This is a genomic window from Rhodobacter calidifons (assembly GCF_011174775.1).
GTDB lineage: Bacteria > Pseudomonadota > Alphaproteobacteria > Rhodobacterales > Rhodobacteraceae > Tabrizicola > Tabrizicola calidifons.
The window spans coordinates 436,399-454,692 of sequence record NZ_JAANHS010000002.1 but is presented as its reverse complement, the minus strand read 5'-3'; the positions used below and the strand labels follow the sequence as shown (position 1 = coordinate 454,692).

Genomic DNA, 18,294 nt, shown 5'->3' with positions numbered 1-18,294 from the left:
GATCTTGCGCGCATGTTCGCAAGCCTGATTTCGCAGGCGCAGCAATGCGGCTGCAAATCCGGGCTTGCGCCTTGCCGGCCGCCCGGCCACAAAAGCCCATGCTGACCGTCCTTGAAGACCGCTTCCGCCTGGCGCAGACCTTTACCATAAGCCGGGGCTCCAAGACCGAGGCGCAGGTGCTGACGGTGCGCATTGCCCGCGACGGGGCGACCGCCTGGGGCGAATGTGTGCCCTACGCCCGCTATGGCGAGACGCTGGAGAGCGTCCGCCGGCAGATTCAGGGACTGCCGGACGGGATCTTGCGCCCTGACCTGCAAGCGCTGCTTCCGGCCGGGGCAGCCCGGAACGCGGTCGATTGCGCGCTGTGGGATCTTGAGGCGAAAGCGGCCGGCAAGCGGATCTGGGATCTGACGGGTGCGCCACCCCCCAGGCCGATTCTCACGGCCTATACCCTGTCGCTGGCAGCCCCGGAGACGATGCAACAGGCCGCGGCGCGCAATGCCCATCGTCCGATCCTGAAGGTCAAGCTTGGTTCGCCCGACGATCTTGCCCGGTTGCACGCCGTCCGGACCGGCGCACCGGGCTCTGCCCTTCTGGTCGATGCGAACGAAGGTTGGACAGCGGAGACCTACCTTGCCCTGCTGCCCCACCTGCGCGCAGCCGGGGTCGCGCTGATCGAACAGCCCTTTCCGGCCGGACAGGACGCGGCGCTGGCCAACCTGCCCCGCCCGATCCCGGTCTGCGCGGATGAAAGCTGCCATGACCGCTCCAGCCTGCCGGCGCTGGTCGGGAAGTATGACGTGGTCAACCTCAAGCTCGACAAGACCGGCGGACTGACTGAGGGCGTCCTGACCCTTGACCTCGCCCGGGCCATGGGGTTCGGGGTCATGGTCGGCTGCATGGTCGGGTCGTCGCTGGCGATGGCGCCTGCCGTCCTGCTGGCCCAGGGCGCGGACTGGACAGACCTTGACGGCCCGCTGCTTCTGGCCGAAGACCGGCCCCACCCCTTGCGCTACGACGACGCAGGGGTCCACCCGCCCGATGCCAACCTCTGGGGATAAGCGCATGACCCGCATCGTCTATCTGAACGGCGACTACCTGCCCGAGACCGAGGCCCGTGTCTCGATCTTCGACCGGGGCTTCCTGATGGCCGACGGGGTCTATGAGGTGACCTCGGTGCTGGATGGCAAGTTGATCGATTTCGACGGCCATATCCGGCGGCTGGAGCGCAGCTTGCGCGAGCTGGAGATGAGTTGTCCGATCTCGTCGGCGGACCTGCTGACGGTGCACCGGGAACTGGTGGCGCGCAACGGGATCGATCAGGGGATGATCTACCTTCAGGTCACGCGGGGCAATCCGGGGGATCGGTCGTTCCTGTTCCCGCCCGCCGATCTGCCGGGGACGGTGGTGGCCTTCACCCAGAACATCCCGAATCTCGCGGACGCCCCGGCTGCGAAGGTCGGCTTCAGGGTCATAACGATCCCGGACCTGCGCTGGTCTCGCGTGGATATCAAGACGGTGCAGCTTCTGTATCCGTCGATGGGGAAGATGGCGGCGAAGAAGGCGGGGGTGGATGACAGCTGGTTCATCGACGAGGCGGGGGCGGTGACCGAGGGAACCTCGAACAACGCCTATATCGTGAAGGGGAACCGGATCATCACCCGGGCCTTGGGCAATGATATCCTGCACGGGATCACTCGGGCCGCCGTCCTGCGCTTTGCCGCCGAGGCGCAGTTCGAGGTGGAAGAGCGGGCCTTCACTCCGGCCGAGGCTCAGGGGGCGGACGAGGCCTTCGCGACCGCAGCCTCGATCTTCGTGATGCCGGTGGTGGAAGTGGATGGGAAACCGGTGGGGACCGGCAAGCCGGGGCCGGTGGCAACCCGGTTGCGGGAGATCTACCTGGACGAGATGCGCAAGGCGGCGATCTGAGGTGCCACGCGCGGACGCTCTTGCGCGGCGTTTGGAATCAATGGGTTGGCCGTGGGCATTCACGTCTGGTTAACTCATGTTCGAAGTGCACCATCTGTGACGGCTTTCCGGAATTCCCCGGCGAGGGCCTGAGCGGGAGTTATCCATCCCGGCGTCTTGCGGGGGCGGTCGTTCACCAGCCTGGCGATGGGGTCGCGATCGCACTAGGAGAACCGGCGCAGATCGGTTCCCGTCGGCAGGCATTGGCGTAGAAGCCCATTGGTGGTCACCTTCGATCCGCGCGGCCTGGGCATGTAGGGGTCGCAGACCCGGATGTCGATCTTCAGGCGGCGGGCGAGTTGCGGGTGGCAGGTCCTCTCGGCGCCCCGGTCATGGGTCAGGATGCGGCGCAGGATGGTGGCAGGCTCATCTTGCGGGCAAAGCCTTCCATCCTAGGCAGTCGTCCCGGCAGACTGAACAAGGCGGCGGTGCAGCGCCTGAGACAGGATACCCCGACCCGCCAGCAGCCCGGCCAGCCGCAAGGTCGCGCCGAGCGTGGGATAGCAGAGAGTCAGGATCAGGAAGAGGCGTGTCAGATCTGCGTCCGGCAGGTCGTCCCAGCGGGTGAAGTCAGTCAGATAGACCGCATCGGCGTCGATCAGCTGGCCGACGTCGCGCCGCTTTGCCGGGAAATAGAGGTCGTCCGGCGTGCCGGTGAACGGAAAGCGATGTGCCGAGGCAAAGCCGAAGAACCGCAGGCCGAGGCTGCGCAACAGCGCGTCCTGATCGCCGAACAGCGGCTTGTCGCGGTAGATCGGGGTAAAGGCGACCTCGGTCTGGATGCAGAGCGCGCGGGCCAGTTTCTGCGCTCCGCCCCGGAAGGCCGCCAGCTCGCCACCCTGGATGTCGATCTTCAGAAAGTCGATGTGCGGCAGATCGGCCAGATCGTCCAGCCGCACGGTCTGCACCGGGTGCCGGCCGGTGACCTCGGTCAGGGCGGCAAAGGAATGGATATGGGCGGTGACCGCGGGATCGGGGGCCAGGGTCGAGACAAAGCCCGGATGCCGGGTCAGGTGCAGGGTCACCGGGCCGCCATCGCCCACCGCATGCGGCAGATAGCGCCGGGCGGCGGCGACGGGGAGTTTCGCCAGTTCCTCGGGGTTCGGCTCGAACCCGGTCAGCCGGGCGAGTCCATGGGCGAGCAAAGGGTCGTAGGGCGGCTTTTCGCTGGTCGGCAGGCCGGAAGCGCCGATGTCGACCACCTCGATCGGCAGGGCAAGCGGCAGGGCGCGAATCAGGTCGGCACAGAGATGCGGCGGAAGCCTCATGCCGCCATCCGGGAAAGGCAGGCGCGGACCATCGGTCAGCGACGGATCGTGTCGCCGGGTTGCAGCGTCGGGAACAGTTCGACCTTTTCGCCCGGCATGGCCTTTCCGGCGATGATCTCGGCCGCCTTGCGACCGATCTCCAGCCGGCAGGCGTCCATCGTCGCCAGCTTGCGGGGGAGACCGTCCAGAAGCTCGACCCCGTTGAACCCGGCGAGGCCGATGCGGTCGGGCACGTCCAGGCCCTGCGCCAGGCAGTAAAGCAGCCCCCCTGCCCCGATCATGTCGTTGGAATAATACAGGAAATCGATGTCCGGCGTGCGGTTAAGGACGGCTGCCGTCATCTCGCGCCCCTTCAGCAGCGCCGAGCCGCCGGAATAGTATTCGCGGTCCACCAGCGACAGCCCTGCCCTGGCCAGCGCCTCTTCAAAGCCGTCCAACCGCTTCTTCGCGCGGAAGTCGTTCGGCATCTGGGTGCCGAGGAAGGCGATCCTGCGGTAACCGGCGGCGATGATCGCCTCGGCCATCTGGCGCCCGGCGCGGCGGTGCGAGATGCCGACGGCGTGGTCGATGGGATCGCCGTCGATGTCCATGATCTCGACGATGGGAATGCCCGCCCGGGCCAGCATGGCGCGGGAGGCGGCGGAATGTTCGAGACCGGCAATGATCATGCCCGAGGGGCGCCAGGACAGCATCTCGTAGATGGTGGATTCCTCGCGGTCGGGCAGGTAGTTGGTGACGCCGACGACGGGTTGCAGGCCGGTGCCTTCCAGCGTTTCCGAGATGCCGGTCATCACCTCGGGAAAGACCATGTTCGACAGGGACGGGATGACGACACCCACCAGGTTCACCCGCTGGGACGCAAGCGCCCCGGCGATCTTGTTCGGGACGTAGCCAAGCGCGCGTGCGGCTTCCAGCACCTTCTCGCGCGTGGCGGCCGAGACATCGCCCCGGTTCCGCAGCACCCGGCTGACCGTCATTTCCGAGACGCCCGAAGCCTCGGACACATCGCGGAGGGTGAGGGTATGGCGCGGATCGGGGGTGGGCTTGGTCAAGGGACGGGTCCGTTCATGCGTCCTAACTTGTTAGCGTCAAAGACAAGGCTTGTCCAAGGCGGTTTCGCATGTTACTGTTACCGCTAACAGCCGCCGGTCATATCGGCAGCTGGCGATATCTGGCGCGTCCTGCAAGCTCTCACACTGGACACGACGGACCAAAGGGGGGGTAGTGGGCCAAAACTTGCCTCCCCTTTTCATTTCCGGTGGTTGCTTTTGCGCGGCTTTCGACGCAATGAGGGCGCGTGTGGCCCCGTAGCTCAGGGGATAGAGCGGCCGCCTCCTAAGCGGCAGGTCGATGGTTCGAATCCATCCGGGGTCACCATTTCCTTCCCTGTTTGAAATCAGTCGGATAGGCTTTGCCTCTGGGTTTCCGGGGGCTGGCGGATGCGGCGGGTCGCGGTTCTGGACATCGGCAAGACGAATGTGAAGGTGCTGGTCGTGGACCTGGCCACGGGGGCCGAGGAGGTAATGGCGCGGGTGCCGAATGCGGTCGTGCGGGACGGGCGTTATCCGCATCACGATCTGGAGGCGCTGTGGGGATTCGCACTGTCCGGGTTGCGGCTGGCCGCGGCGCGGGGGGTGGATGCGGTATCTGTCACCACGCATGGGGCGGCTTGCGTGCTGGTGGATGCGGACGGCGGGTTGGCTCTGCCGATGCTGGATTACGAGCATGACGGGCCGGATGCGCTTGCGGCAGAGTATGACGCGGTGCGGCCGGGGTTTGCGGAGACGGGGTCTCCAAGGTTGCCGGTGGGGCTGAACGTCGGCGCGCAGCTGTTCTGGCTTTCCCGCGCCTTCCCGGCCGAATTCGCGAAGGCGCGGCAGGTGCTGATGCTGGCGCAGTACTGGTCGTTCCGGTTGTCCGGCGTTGCGGCTAGCGAGGCGACCTCTCTGGGATGCCACACGGATCTGTGGAACCCCTGGGAGGGGCGGTTTTCGTCGCTGGTCGGTCGGATGGGGTGGGAGGGGTTGTTCCCTCCGGTGCGGAAGGCTGCGGATGTGCTGGGGCCGGTGTTGCCAGAGGTGGCGGCGGCGACGGGGTTGGCGGCGGGGACGCCGGTCTTGTGCGGGATCCATGATTCCAACGCGTCTCTGGTGCCGCATCTGGGGAAGGCGCCGTGCGGGGTGATCTCGACCGGGACCTGGATGATCGTGATGGCTTTGGGCGGTCGGACAGTGGAGTTGGATGCGGGCCGCGATGTGTTGGTGAATGTGAATGCGCTGGGGCAGCCGGTGCCGACGGCGCGGTTCATGGGGGGCCGCGAGGTCGAAGAGATCATGGGCGGGCGGATCGTGGAGCCTTCGCCGGATGATCTTCGTGTGGTGCTGGAGGGGCGGGTGATGGCGATGCCGTCCTTGCATCCGGGGACGGGACCGTTTCCGGGCAAGCGGTTCGGCTTGATTGGCGGAGAGCCGGAAGGCGGGGCGCGGATGGCAGCGGCGTCGTTCTATGCGGCGATGATGGGGGCAGAGTGTCTTTCCCTGGTCGGGGCCGAAGGGCCGGTGATCGTGGAAGGGTCGTTCGGGGGGAACCTCGCGTTCCTGCGGATGCTGGCGACGGCGACGGGGCGCGTGGTGCGGGGGTCGGGGGCGGGCGCGGGCACAGGGCTGGGGGCGGCGCTGCTTGCGGGGCCGTTGCAGGCCGGGGGTGTTCCGGCGGTGGAGGTTCATCCGGAAAGCGATGCGCTTTGGACCGGGTATGTTCGGGCGTGGCACGAGGCTGTTGCCCGGTGGTAGCGGCTCCTCGTGCGCTTCGCTTCTCGTCGCGGGCGAGGAGAAGCCGCAGGCGCACGACGAGCGGTGGTCAGGGCATGTGGAAGGTCTCGGTCAGCGGGATCGCGACGGGGGAGCCGTCTGGGTTCGTGGCCATGATGTCGCCCATGTAGGCCCACCATTTCTTCATCACCGGATGCGTCGGCAGGTCGTCCATCCGGTGGTCGTCGCGGCGTTCGAGGTAGCCGAAGAGCGTCATCGTCTCGCGGTCGAGGTGGATCGAATAGTTCGAGATGCCGCTGTCCTTCAGAAGCTGGACCAGTTCGGGCCAGATTTCGTCGTGGCGGCGGGTGTATTCGGCCTCCATCCCCGGATTGAGGCGCATCTTGAAGGCATGGCGTTGCATCAGGCATCCTTTCTCTTCCGGGCGCGGAAGTCGTTCAGGAGGTTCGGCAGAAGGACCGAGCCGATCAGCAGAAGGCCGATCACCCCGGTCTGCATGTGGCCGGTGATGTTCATCAGGCCCATGCCGTTTCTCAGGTTCAGGATGATGAGGATGGAGAGCAGCACCCCCACCATGCTGCCCTTGCCGCCGAAGATGCTCACGCCGCCCAGAAGGACCATGGTGATGATGTCCAGCTCGAACCCCAGCGCGGTGTCGCCGCGGACGGAACCCAGTCGCGCGTCGTAGAGGAGGCCCGCGACGGCAGAGATCAGCGCGGAGAGGAGGAAGAGCACGGTCTTCACCCGCGCGACGTTCAAGCCGGAGAAGCGGGCGACCTCGGCGTTGGTGACGATGACGATGACCTGACGCCCGAAAGAGGAGCGGTGGAGCGTCATGCCGAGGAGGATCAGAAGAAGGAAGAACAGAAGGAGCGACAGCGGGATCGGGCCGATCAGGCCCTTCTGGCCGAGATCGGTGAACCAGGCGGGGAAATTGCCGAGCGAGTTGTCAGTGACGAGGACCCGGGCGAGGCCACGGAAGCCGATCAGCATGGCAAGCGTGACGACAAGGGAGGGGATGCCGACGCGGGCGACGAGGATGGCGTTGACGAGGCCCGCCAGCAGCCCGGCGCCGAGGCAGATCAGGATGGCGAGGCCGCCCGGCGTACCTGCGTTCACGAGATCGCCGAACAGCGCGGCGGAGAGGCCCATGATCGAGGCGACGGAGAGGTCGATCTCGGCGTTGATGATGACGATTGTCATCACCAGGGCGACGATGATCTTTTCGACATGCAGCTGGAACAGGTTGATCTGGTTCTGCACCGTCAGGAATTCCGGCGCGAAGCTGGCGTTGAGCGCGAGGGTGGCAAGGAAGACGGCGAGGAGGCCGGTTTCCCAGGGGGTCAGGAAGCGGGTCACTGCGTTCCCCCCTTGCGCAGGCGCGCCAGTTGGCGGCTGGCGAGCGTGTCCACCGTGACCGCGGCCATGATGAGGCCTCCGAGCAACGCGTCGCGCCAGAATTCGGAGACGACGGCCCAGCGGGTGAGCGAGTTGTCGATGGTGTCGACCAGAAGCGCGCCCATCAGGACGCCGATCATGGAGCCGGAGCCACCCATGATCGAGACACCGCCCACGACGACGGCGGCAATGGATTTCAACTCGTAGCCGAGGCCCGCGACCACGGTGATGTTGCCGAACTTGGCGAGGAACAGGAAGCCGGAGAGACCGGCGAAGGCCCCGGACAGGATGAAGGCGGTCAGGACGACTCGGGGCGCATTGATCCCCGCCATGACGGCCGCGTCGGGGTTGGAGCCCACGGCGTAGAAGCGGCGGGCGGGGCGGTAGAAGGTGAGGGCAAGGCCGGTGACGAGGACGGCTGCGAGGGCCAGGACGACGGTGACGCGGATGTCGAGCCCACCAATCGAGACGGCGTTTGCCGACGGCAGGTCGACGAGCCATTGCGGCAGGATCGCGGTGGTGATGGTCTTGGCGTCGGACCATTCGACGAGGAAACTGCGGAACAAGGCGAGGGTGCCGAGGGTGACGATGATCGAGGGTACCCGGCCGAAGGCGATGATGAGGCCGTTGATCGCCCCGAGGCCCGCGCCGAGGGCCATGCAGAAGAGGACGGCGAGGATGGGGTGGAGGTCGGGGTTTGCGCTCAGGATTTGCCCGGCCATGTAGGCCACCACGCCGAGCATCGAACCTGCTGAGAGGTCAATGTTGCGGGTCATGATGACGATGGCCTGGCCGACCGCGACCGGCAGCACGACGGCGGTGGAACTCGAGATGCGGTTGAACATGCGGGGGGAGAGGTAGCCTTCGATCTGGGTGGCGAAGAAGAGGATCGTCGCCAGAAGGGCGAGGCCGAGGGCCAGAAGGCGCAGGGTCTGCGGCGAGGCGCGGGTCAGGAGGGTCATCTGCGGCCCCCGGCTCGGGCGGTTTTCGAATTGAGCGCTGACGCGCAAGCCTTTTGTCTCGCCTCTGCGCGGCACAAGGGCCGCGCAACCGGCTCGGGGTGCCTCCGGCGGGGATATTTGGGGACAGATGAAAGGATGAGAGGTTGGCGCGCGGTCATGCGGCGGGTCTTTCGGTGGTCTGGCCTGCGGCAAGCGCGATGACGCGTTCCTGGGTGGCCTCTTCGATGGGCAGGATGCCGGACTGGCGGCCCTCACGCATGACGAGGATGCGGTCGGCCAGCGCCAGGACCTCGGGCAGGTCGGAGGAGATGACGAGGATGGCGACGCCTTCGGCGGCAAGCTGGCGGATGATGGCGTGGACCTCGGCCTTGGCACCGACGTCGATGCCGCGGGTGGGTTCGTCGAAGATCAGGACCCTTGGTTTCGTCTCCAACCACTTTGCCAGCATGACCTTCTGCTGGTTGCCGCCGGAGAGTTTGCCGACTTCGAGACGGATGTCGGGGGTCTTGATCGCGAGGCCAGCGCGATAGGTTTCGGCCATTGCGGCCTCGGCCGTGCGGTCGATGAGGCCGAGGGGTTTGAGAAGTTTTTTCAGGCTTGCCAGCGAGATGTTGGCGAAGATCGGCAGCGGCATGGCGAGACCGAGCTTGCGGCGGTCTTCGGAGACATAGGCGATCCCGAGGTCCATCGCCTGCTGCGGGGTGGTGATGCGGACCTGTTGGCCTGCCAGCGTGATGGTGCCGTCGGTCGCCTGGGCGATGCCGAAGAGGGAGAGGGCGACATCGGTGCGGCGGGCTCCGACCAGACCGGCGAGGCAGAGGACTTCGCCCTTGTGGAGGTCGAAGGTGATGCCCTGGAAGATCCCGGTGCAGGTGAGGTTGTTCACGGAGAGGAGGGTCTCGCCGTGGGGGGTGGCGGCGTTCTTGACGGCGAAGCTTTCCAGGGCACGGCCGACCATGTCCTTGACGAGGCCGTCTTCGGTGACCTCGGCGATGGGTTTGGTGGAGATGTGCTGGCCGTCGCGGATCACGGTGACGCGGTCGGCAATGCGGAAGATCTCGTCCAGGCGGTGGGAGATGTAGATGACGGCGACGCCCTGCGCCTTCAGCGCGCGGGCGATGTCGAGCAGGCGGGCGACTTCATGGGCGGAAAGGCTCGCGGTGGGTTCGTCCATGATGAGGACTTTGACCTTCAGCGACAGTGCGCGGGCGATTTCCACCGTCTGCTGTTCGGCGAGCGTAAGGCCGGAGGCGGCGCGGCTGACGTCGAGTTTGACGCCCAAGGGGGCGATCAGGGCCTCGGCTTCGGCGTAGATCTCGGACCAGCGCATGATCCGGCCCTTGGCGCGGTTCGAGATGAAGATGTTCTCGGCGACGTTGAGGTCGGGAAAGACCATCGGCTCCTGATAGATCGCGGCGATGCCTGCGTCCTGCGCGGCCTGGGTCGAGCGCAGGGTGACGGGCTGGCCGTCGACGGTGATGGTGCCGGTGTCGGGCTGGTGGACGCCGGTCATGATCTTGATGAGGGTGGATTTCCCCGCGCCGTTTTCGCCGACGATGGCGTGGACCTCGCCGGGCATGACGGCAAGCGACATGTCCTTGAGCGCCTGGGTGGCGGCGAAGGATTTGGACAGGCCTTTGAGTTCCAGGACCGGCTGGGTCATGGGGATTTCCGATATCAGAAGGGGAAGGGGGCCGCGCAAGGCGACCCCCTTGGGAGCAAAGGCTGACTTAGTTGGCGGCGGCCTCGACGTTGTCCTTGGTGTAGACCGTGAACGGCCCCATCAGCACGCGCTTGGCGCCCGGACGGCCCGGGTCTTCCTCGATCTTGAAGCTGCCCATGCGGCCGGCGGTGAATTCCTCACCGACCTCGCCCTTGATGGCACCCGTCGCCAGGGCGTAGGACGCCTGGTAGGTCAGGTAACCGAGGTCCACGAAGCTCCACAGCGCGAACTGGGGGGCGCAGCCGTTCATCGTGTAGCTGACCATTTCGGCGGGCAGACCGAGTCCCGAGACCTTGACCTTCTCGCACAGGCCTTCGTCCTGCATGGCCTTCGCGGCGGCGACGATGCCGACAGTGGTCGGGGCCATGATCACCTTGAGGTCGGGGTATTTGTCCACGAGGCCAAGCGCCTTGTTGTAGGACTCTTCCGACTGGTCGTTGCCGTAGACGACATCGACCAGCTTCAGGTCCTTGTACTTGTCGCCCTTCAGCGCCTCTTTCATCATGTCGATCCAGGCGTTCTGGTTCGCCGCGTCAGGGCTGGCCGAGAGGACCGCAAATTCGCCCGCGCCTCCGGCAAGGTCGTAGGCCATGTCGGCCATGACGGTGCCGATCGAGCCGAAATCGACCTGGGCCACGAAGAACGACTCCCCCTCGCCCGAGGGGATCGGGCTGTCCCAGGTCACGACCCTGGTGCCCGCGGCCTGGGCTGCCTCGGCGGCAGGGGCGATCTGGTCGCCGGCATTGTTCGACAGCATCACGACATGCTGCTTCTGGGTGGTGGCGGTGGTCAGCATTTCGATCTGTCCGGCGGCCGAATTCTCGGGCGTCGGGCCGATGAATTCCAGCTTGCCCGTCTAGCCAAGCTCCTTGGCGGCTTCCTGAGCGCCGCGGTTGGCCTGGTCGAACGGCAGGATGCCGAGGAATTTCGGCAAGAGGACCGCGTTGACTTCCTGGCCGGGGGTGGCGGTGACGGGTTCGGCCATGGCGGTCGAGCCCATCAGGGTCGCAAGGCCCGCAGCAAAGGCAAGGCCCGTGAGTTCCATCTTCATTTCCAGTCTCCTCCCGTTTGTTGTTCCTGCCGCGCCCTCCTCAAGCCGCAGTCAGGACCTTCGCTTCCTTGGGGTCGATCAGGATCACCTCGACGCCCAGCTGTCGCAGGTGATCCAGCATGTGCGGCGGCGCGCCCGTGTCGGTGACCAGCGTTGAGACACGGGTCAGGGGGCAGACCACCATGTTGCCGCGCGCCTCGAACTTGGTCGAGTCGGCGACGACAATCAGTCTTTCGGTGCGGGACAGAAGCTTCGCCTCGGCCCGGGCCACCAGCGGGTCGCTTTCGATGATGCCCAAGGGCGTGATCGAATAGCAGGACATGAACATCTTCGAGGCCGCGAAATGCTGGATCGCGTCCTCGTCGAAGGGGGACAGGATGATCCCGGCCTCACGGTAAAGCTCACCCCCCGGCAGGACGACGCGGTTCGCCGAATGGGCGATCAGTTCCTGCGCGATGGGGAAGGAATTGGTGAGGACCTGCATCCGGTGCTGACGCAGGCGTTGCGCCATGAACCAGGTGGTGGAACCCGCGTTCAGGATGATCGAATCGCCGTCCTGGCAGAGGTTGGCGGCGCCCTGGGCGACAGCGCGCTTCATTTCGGCGTTCAGGGTCTGGCTTGCGTCAAAGCTGGGCGCGGTCAGCGGCGTCTGGCCAGAGGCCACGGATTCCGCCCCGCCGTGGACGCGGCGCAGCTGGCCGGAGTCCTCCAGTTTCGCAAGGTCGCGGCGCAGGGTGGCGACCGAGGCTCCGGTCACGCCCACCAGATCGGCGACGCGGACAATGCCACGGTCCCGCAGGCGGGTCAGGATCAGCTGCCATCTTTCGCGTTCATGCATCATGGTGGGGAAGGCTGTCAGACTCGCTCATATCCGTCAACAAACAATCGCAATGCTGCAATGCGGAAGAGACTTTGCGGCGCAGAATGGCGTTTCGTGATTGACTGTGAGCGTTTCGTCCCTATCCTTCGGGCAACCCTTTCCAGCCAAAGTCCGGACCGATGACCCAGGAAATCACCCTCAAGTCCCTGTGGGACGACGCTTATGCCGCCAGTTTGGATGAGCCGGGGAAGCTGCTTTACCGTTCCAATCTGCTGGGGTCGGACCTGCGAATCACCAATTTCGGCGGGGGGAACACCTCGGCCAAGGTCATGAACAAGGACCCGCTGTCCGGGGAGGACGTGCAGGTGCTGTGGGTCAAGGGATCCGGCGGGGACATCGGCTCGATGAAGCTCGATGGCTTTGCGACGCTGTACATGTCAAAGCTGATGCAGCTGCGGGCGCAGTATCGCGGGCTCGATCAGGAAGACGCGATGGTCGAGGCTTTGGGCCACACGATCTTCAACCTGAATCCCCGTGCGCCGTCGATCGACACCTGGTTGCACGGCTTCGTGCCCCATGCGCATGTGGACCACGTCCATTCCGACGCGGTGATCGCGATTGCCGCCTGCGTCGATCAGGTGCGGCTGACGGAGGAGATATTCGGGGGCGAACTCGGGTATCTGCCGTGGCAGCGGCCGGGGATTGATCTCGGGATCAAGCTGGGCCGGATGGCGGAGGAGAACCCCGCGCTGAAAGGCGTGGTGCTGGGGCAGCATGGGCTGTTCACCTGGGGCGAAACGGCGAAGGACTGCTACCTGCTGACGCTGGAGATGATAAACCGCGCGGCGGTCTGGCTGGATGCGAACGTGAAGCGGCCGGTGTTTGGCGGGGAGAAGGTTCCTGCGCTGGCCGCCGATGCGCGGCGGGCCACCGCGCGGCGGCTGATGCCGTTGATCCGGGGACGCATATCGCAAGGCGCGCATATGGTGGGCCATTTCACCGATGCGCCGGAAGTGCTAGAGTTTGTGAACTCCCATTCGCTTTCAGATCTGACGCCGATGGGAACGTCCTGCCCGGACCATTTCCTGCGGACGAAGATCAAGCCTTTGGTTGTTCCAGCGGATGCGGATGCGGCGGCGCTGGACGCGCTGATTGCCGGGTATCGGGCAGACTATGCGGCCTACTACGACCGCTGCAAGCGTCCCAACTCCCCGGCCATGCGCGACCCGAACGCGGTGATCTATCTGGTGCCGGGCGTGGGGATGATCTCTTTCGCCAAGGACAAGGCGACGGCCCGGGTCTCGGCCGAGTTCTACGTCAACGCGATCAATGTGATGCGGGGGGCCTCGGGGGTTTCGCGCTATCAGGGCCTGCCCGAGCAGGAGGCTTTCGACATCGAATACTGGCTTCTGGAAGAGGCGAAGCTCAAGCGACTGCCGAAGCCGAAATCGATGGCGGGGCGGGTGGCCTTCATCACCGGCGGCGCGGGGGGGATCGGCTCGGCCTCGGCGGAACGGCTCTTGCGCGAGGGCTGCAACGTGGTGCTGGCCGATATCGACCAGACCGCGCTGGATGAGGTCGTCAGCGGTTTTGGCAAGCGCTATGGCCGCGACATGGTGCGAGGGGTGGTAATGGACGTGACCTCCGAGGCGGCGGTGATCGCGGCGGTGGAGTATACCGTGGGCGAATATGGCGGGCTGGATGTGGTGGTGAACAACGCCGGGATCACCAGCGCCGCGGCGGTCGAGGATACGACGCTGGCCATGTGGAGCCGGACGATGGACATCCTGTCCACCGGCTATTTCCTGGTCGGCCGCGAGGGCTATCGTGTTCTGAAGGCTCAGGGACTCGGCGGGTCGATGGTGTTCGTCTCGTCGAAGAACGGGGTGGCGGCGTCGCCCGGCGCCTCTGCCTATTGCACGGCCAAGGCGGCGGAAATCCACTTGGCGCGCTGCATGGCGCTTGAGGGGGCTCCGATGGGGATCAGGGTCAATGTGGTGAACCCGGACGCCGTTCTGAGGGGCTCGAAGATCTGGAAGGGCGAGTGGTCCGAACAGCGCGCGGCGTCGAACAAGATCGCCGTCAGCGAACTGGAGGAGCATTACCGCAAGCGCAGCCTCTTGCAGCGGTCGGTCTTCCCCGAGGACATCGCCGAGGCGGTCTGCTTTTTCGCCAGCGACCTGTCGGCCAAGAGCACGGGCAATTTCCTGAACGTGGACGCGGGCAATGCCGTGTCCTTCACGCGCTAGGGGGTGGGGATGCTGATTTCCGAGGATCTGATTGGCAGCCTGAACGAGACAGCGCGGGCGGCGCATGAGGATGAGTTCGGCGCGCTGGGGCGGAAGCTGGAACGCCGGGGCGTGGACATCGAGGCTCTGGTGAAGCGGGCGATGGCCTGGTCAGTTGCGGTGCCGACCTGGGGCGTGGGGACCGGAGGGACCCGGTTCGCACGATTTCCGGGGAAAGGGGAGCCGCGGAACATCCACGACAAGCTGGCCGATTGCGGGGTGATCCAGCAGCTGACGCGGGGGACGCGGACGGTCTCACCGCATATCCCCTGGGACAAGGTCAGCGACTACAACGCGTTGCGCCAGGAAGCGGCGCAGGATGGGCTCGGGTTCGATGCGGTGAACTCCAACACCTTCCAGGACCAGGCGGATCAGGCGCTGTCCTACCGCTATAGATCGTTGGCGAACGCCCGTTCGGATATCCGTGCGCAGGCAGTGGCGCACAACATCGAATGCATCGAGATCGGCAAGGCCTTCGGGTCCCCGGCGTTGACGGTCTGGATCGGCGACGGCACGAACTTTGCGGGGCAGCAGAGCCTTTCCGGCATGTTCGAGAATTACCTGAAGGCGATGGAAGAGGTCTATGCCGCCCTGCCGCCGAACATGGGCCTGTTCATCGAACACAAGATGTATGAACCGGCCTTCTATTCCACAGTCATCAGCGACTGGGGGGCGTCGCTGATGGCGGCACAACATCTGGGGCCGCAAGCGCAATGTCTGGTGGACCTCGGCCATCACGCGCCGAACGTGAACATCGAGCAGATCGTGGCGCGACTGGTGCATGTCGGGCGGCTTGCCGGGTTCCATTTCAACGACTCGAAATATGGCGATGACGATCTGGACTCGGGCTCGGTGGACCCGTTCCGGCTGTTCCTGGTGGTCAACGAGCTGGACGAGGCGGAGCAGCGCGGGGCCAAAGGGTTCGATCCTGCCTACATGATCGACCAGAGCCATAACGTGACCGATCCGATCGAAAGCCTGATGGCATCGGCGGTGGAAATCGCGCGGGCCCATATGCAGGCGTCGCTGGTGGACCGCAAGGCGCTGAGCGAGGCGCAAGAGGCAAACGACGTGATGGCCGCGCATCGAACGCTGAAGGCCGGGTTCCTGACCGACGTCTCGCCGATCCTGGCCGAAGCGCGGATGCGGCAGGGCGGGGCCTATGATCCGATCGCGGCCTATCGCGCCTCGGGCTACCGCGACCGGGTTGCGCAAGAGCGGCCGGAGGTGAAGGGGGCCGGTGGCGGTATCGTCTGACGTGCCAGAGGGGAGGCCGGGGGGATGACACAGCGCTCGATCATCGACGAAAGCCACGCCTTCTGGGATGAGGTGGTGCATCCCTTCCTGGCCTCGCGCTTTCCAGTCGAGACGGCGCAAATGGCGGCGGGGGTCTTCGGCTATGGGTCGGAAGTGCTGGGGCTGGATGACGAATACTCCACCGACCACCATTACGGGCTGCGGGTGAACGTGCTGCTGCCCGAAAGGGTGATGGCCGCGCGCGGGGCGCTTATCGAGGATGCCTTGGCCGAGGGCCTGCCCCATGCCTGGCGGGGACGCGAGCTGCGCGAGGGATACACGCGAACAAAAGGTGTCGCTCTGGGATCGTTGGAGCATCACCTGAGATCGACAATCGGTCTGGATGCTCCACCGAACAGTCATTCACAATGGTTGGCGATCCCGGAAGAGGACGTGATGCACATCGTCGCCGGTGAGGTCTGGCATGACGCCTCCGGTCGGTTCTCGGCGGTTCGGGAGGCGCTGAATGGCTACTACCCCGAGGAAGTCCGGCTGCGGCGGCTTGCGCATTGGTGCCGGTATTTCAGCGGCATGGGGGTCTATGCGCTGAAGCGGGCCTTGCTGCGCGACAATGAGCTTTACGCGAACACCACCTTTGCCCGCAGCTTGCGCTGGGGAGTACAGATGGCGTTCCTGCTGGACCGGACCTACTATCCCTATGACAAGTGGCTGACCGTGATGTTCCACCGCCTGCGCAGGATGGGCGCGCGTCTGGCGGCGATTGTCGAGGAAGCGCCAAGGCTTTCGACTCCCTGGGAGCGGAAGCTGGAGCTGTTGCATCAGATGTCGGACATCCTGGATCAGGCCATGGTCGAGGACGGTCTGATCGCGCCGCATCCGCGTTACAAGGTCTCGGCAACATCGGGCTATCGGCTGCTGGAATCGGCCTATGCCGAACTGATCCGCAAGTGCCCTGCCGAGATCCGCGGCATCGTTCCGCAGTGGGCGCAGGTGCATTGGGAGGGGTTCCATTCCGAATTCGTCGCGGGAGTGGGACTGGAGGACTGGCGGCGGATGCTGCTTCTGGAGGTATACGAATGAACGGTCGTGAACGGGTGATGGCGACGGTCAATCGGCAGCCGGTGGACCGGACGCCGATCGACTGCTGGCTTTATCAGAAGCAGTTCCTGGAACGGCTGGAGGCTGATTACGGCCCGCGCGAGAAGTTCATCGAAGAGTTCGGGATCGACGTGTTCGTCGGGTTGATGCCCTTCCCGAACCAGTACGGCCGCAAGTTCGACATCCACGAGCTGGCCGATGTGCCGCTGGAGGACCCGAAGCACCCCAAATGGCTGAATTTCACCGACTGGAACCATGATTTCGGCGGCACGAACATTGCCACCGCGATTCGTGACCACAAGGGCAAGCGCTGCGTGCTGGCGCATTGCTGGGGGATGGTGGAGGGGACGTCGAGCTTTCTTGGCATCGAGAATTGCTGGATGAACCTCGGCGGTAATCCGCAGCAGATGGCGAATTTCTTCGACCGCTATGCCGACTGGATGTGCCTCCAGGTCGATCAGATGATCGAGGCGGGGGTGGACATGATGACGCTTTCCGACGACTGGGGCTCGAACGGGACGATGCTGTTTTCGCCGAAGTCCTGGCGGGCGCTTATCAAGCCCTATGCGATGCGGGTGGTGCAATACGCAAGGTCCAGAGGGTTGCCGGTCAACCTGCATTCCGACGGCTATATCCTTCAGGTGGTCGATGACATCATCGAGATGGGCTATACCTCCTGGCATCCCGTGCAGGAGAGCGCCGGGATCGACCCGCGCGAGGTGAAGGCGAAATGGGGCGACAAGATTGTCATCTACGGCTCTCTGGAACTGATCGACGGGCTATTGAAATATGATGGCGACGAGCTGGACGAATACATCACGGAACGCTTCGGCATCTATGCGCCGGGCGGCGGGTTCATCTTCAACGGCGGGCACTTCATCCAGCCGGACATCCCGCCGATGCGGCTGGTGCGGGCCTATCGGCTGGTGAACAAGCTGGCGGCGCAATACGGGACGCTTCAGTGAAGGCTCCAGATGGCACGGTCTGGATCGGTCCGACGCATCCGTTCGATCTGCACGACGCCTATGTGAACTTTCGTGCGGGTATTCTTCTGGAAACTTCCCCAAAATGGGCAGTCTTTCGGATCTCCGCCGACAGCCGGTATCGGTTGTGGGTCAATGGGGACTTCGTGGGGCGTGGACCAGAGCGGTGCTGACCCGCCTCGATGGCTGTTGATGAACGTCCAATCATGAATCTGCGAGCGGGTGTGAACCGGTTCGCGGTGCAGGTCCATTCGCCCGGCCATTCCCATTTTGCCTACCTCCATCGCGGCGCCTGCGGGATGATCGCCTGGCTGGAGGTGGATGGACAGATTGTCCTGCGGACAGGTCCCGATTGGAAGGTCCATCGGGACAGGTCGTGGTCGGATCGGGTCGAGAGGGTTTCGATCTACGGCAGCGGAGTCGAGGACCGCGATCTGCGCTGTGCCGAGAACTGGGTGGAGGCGGAGGCCTCGGGCTGGGACAGCGCGCGGGTGGTGCAGGAGGCCGAGGGGCCGATCTGGCTACGGCTGCGACCACGGGCGACGGCCTTGCCGGTGGAGGAAGAGCGGACCCTGGACACGCCTTGGCAGGTGCGGGTGGGTGCCTCGATCCTGGCTTCGGGCGATCCGCATGGCGATATGTGACGGGGGTTTTCCGGCTCGGCTTCAGGCGGCGCCCCTGACCTTCTGCCGCGCGGAACATCGGCA

At 65.1% G+C, this 18,294-nt stretch carries 17 protein-coding genes and 1 tRNA gene; 9 read left to right on the top strand and 9 right to left on the bottom strand.

The annotated features are described in order from the left end of the window. The first annotated feature begins 98 nt into the window (after positions 1-98). Both dgcA and G8O29_RS04710 read left to right on the top strand, forming a co-directional pair. The gene (dgcA, locus tag G8O29_RS04715) at positions 99-1,061 is read left to right on the top strand and encodes an N-acetyl-D-Glu racemase DgcA (RefSeq protein ID WP_166402054.1); all 963 of its coding nucleotides are present in this window, start codon (positions 99-101) and stop codon (positions 1,059-1,061) included. Between the two features lie 4 nt (positions 1,062-1,065). Further along, a complete protein-coding gene (locus G8O29_RS04710; protein WP_166402053.1) occupies positions 1,066-1,929 on the top strand; it encodes a D-amino-acid transaminase in 864 nt (287 codons plus the stop codon). Between the two features lie 431 nt (positions 1,930-2,360). Here the strand turns inward: G8O29_RS04710 and G8O29_RS04705 are convergent, their stop codons facing one another. Continuing rightward, entirely contained in the window at positions 2,361-3,236 is an 876-nt protein-coding gene (locus tag G8O29_RS04705; RefSeq protein ID WP_166402052.1) for an FkbM family methyltransferase, read from the bottom strand. 35 nt (positions 3,237-3,271) lie between these two features. Beyond that, on the bottom strand, positions 3,272-4,288 hold the full coding sequence (locus G8O29_RS04700; protein WP_166402051.1) for a LacI family DNA-binding transcriptional regulator: 1,017 nt from the start codon (positions 4,286-4,288) through the stop codon (positions 3,272-3,274). Between the two features lie 249 nt (positions 4,289-4,537). Here G8O29_RS04700 and G8O29_RS04695 point away from each other — a divergent pair. Continuing rightward, a tRNA-Arg gene (locus G8O29_RS04695) sits at positions 4,538-4,613 on the top strand. 62 nt (positions 4,614-4,675) lie between these two features. Then, positions 4,676-6,028 (top strand): FGGY-family carbohydrate kinase, encoded by a 1,353-nt coding sequence (locus G8O29_RS04690; protein WP_166402050.1) that lies wholly within the window; start codon positions 4,676-4,678, stop codon positions 6,026-6,028. Positions 6,029-6,095: 67 nt separating this feature from the next. Here G8O29_RS04690 and rhaM read toward each other — a convergent pair whose 3' ends face one another. The 7 genes from rhaM to G8O29_RS04660 all read right to left on the bottom strand — a co-directional run bounded on the left by rhaM (position 6,096) and on the right by G8O29_RS04660 (position 11,979). Beyond that, complete coding sequence (gene rhaM / locus G8O29_RS04685) at positions 6,096-6,410, bottom strand: L-rhamnose mutarotase (protein ID WP_166402049.1); 315 nt, start codon at positions 6,408-6,410, stop codon at positions 6,096-6,098. Further along, positions 6,410-7,366, bottom strand: coding sequence for an ABC transporter permease (locus tag G8O29_RS04680; RefSeq protein ID WP_166402048.1), 957 nt, complete (start codon positions 7,364-7,366; stop codon positions 6,410-6,412). The genes rhaM and G8O29_RS04680 overlap by 1 nt, the downstream gene beginning before the upstream one ends. Continuing rightward, a complete protein-coding gene (locus G8O29_RS04675) occupies positions 7,363-8,367 on the bottom strand; it encodes an ABC transporter permease (RefSeq protein ID WP_166402047.1) in 1,005 nt (334 codons plus the stop codon). The genes G8O29_RS04680 and G8O29_RS04675 overlap by 4 nt, the downstream gene beginning before the upstream one ends. A gap of 154 nt (positions 8,368-8,521) precedes the next feature. Next, positions 8,522-10,030, bottom strand: a complete 1,509-nt coding sequence (locus G8O29_RS04670; RefSeq protein WP_166402046.1) for a sugar ABC transporter ATP-binding protein — start codon at positions 10,028-10,030, stop codon at positions 8,522-8,524. Positions 10,031-10,097: 67 nt separating this feature from the next. Further along, positions 10,098-10,928 carry a substrate-binding domain-containing protein gene (locus G8O29_RS04665; RefSeq protein WP_367890125.1) on the bottom strand — a complete coding sequence of 277 codons (831 nt, stop codon included), beginning with the start codon at positions 10,926-10,928 and terminating at the stop codon, positions 10,098-10,100. 18 nt (positions 10,929-10,946) lie between these two features. After that, a complete protein-coding gene (locus G8O29_RS18220) occupies positions 10,947-11,141 on the bottom strand; it encodes a hypothetical protein (protein ID WP_207623652.1) in 195 nt (64 codons plus the stop codon). A 40-nt stretch (positions 11,142-11,181) separates the two neighbouring features. Beyond that, the gene (locus tag G8O29_RS04660; protein WP_166402098.1) at positions 11,182-11,979 is read right to left on the bottom strand and encodes a DeoR/GlpR family DNA-binding transcription regulator; all 798 of its coding nucleotides are present in this window, start codon (positions 11,977-11,979) and stop codon (positions 11,182-11,184) included. 161 nt (positions 11,980-12,140) lie between these two features. Between G8O29_RS04660 and G8O29_RS04655 the strand changes: the two genes are divergently transcribed. From G8O29_RS04655 to G8O29_RS04635, 5 genes are all read left to right on the top strand, one after another. Beyond that, on the top strand, positions 12,141-14,210 hold the full coding sequence (locus G8O29_RS04655) for a bifunctional rhamnulose-1-phosphate aldolase/short-chain dehydrogenase (protein WP_166402045.1): 2,070 nt from the start codon (positions 12,141-12,143) through the stop codon (positions 14,208-14,210). A 9-nt stretch (positions 14,211-14,219) separates the two neighbouring features. Further along, positions 14,220-15,506 carry an L-rhamnose catabolism isomerase gene (gene rhaI, locus G8O29_RS04650; protein WP_367890123.1) on the top strand — a complete coding sequence of 429 codons (1,287 nt, stop codon included), beginning with the start codon at positions 14,220-14,222 and terminating at the stop codon, positions 15,504-15,506. A 24-nt stretch (positions 15,507-15,530) separates the two neighbouring features. Beyond that, a complete protein-coding gene (locus G8O29_RS04645; RefSeq protein ID WP_166402043.1) occupies positions 15,531-16,586 on the top strand; it encodes a DUF4037 domain-containing protein in 1,056 nt (351 codons plus the stop codon). Then, complete coding sequence (locus tag G8O29_RS04640; RefSeq protein ID WP_166402042.1) at positions 16,583-17,569, top strand: uroporphyrinogen decarboxylase family protein; 987 nt, start codon at positions 16,583-16,585, stop codon at positions 17,567-17,569. Before G8O29_RS04645 ends, G8O29_RS04640 begins: the two co-directional genes overlap by 4 nt. 224 nt (positions 17,570-17,793) lie before the next feature. Then, a complete protein-coding gene (locus tag G8O29_RS04635) occupies positions 17,794-18,231 on the top strand; it encodes a hypothetical protein (protein WP_166402041.1) in 438 nt (145 codons plus the stop codon). The last annotated feature ends 63 nt before the right edge of the window (positions 18,232-18,294 follow it).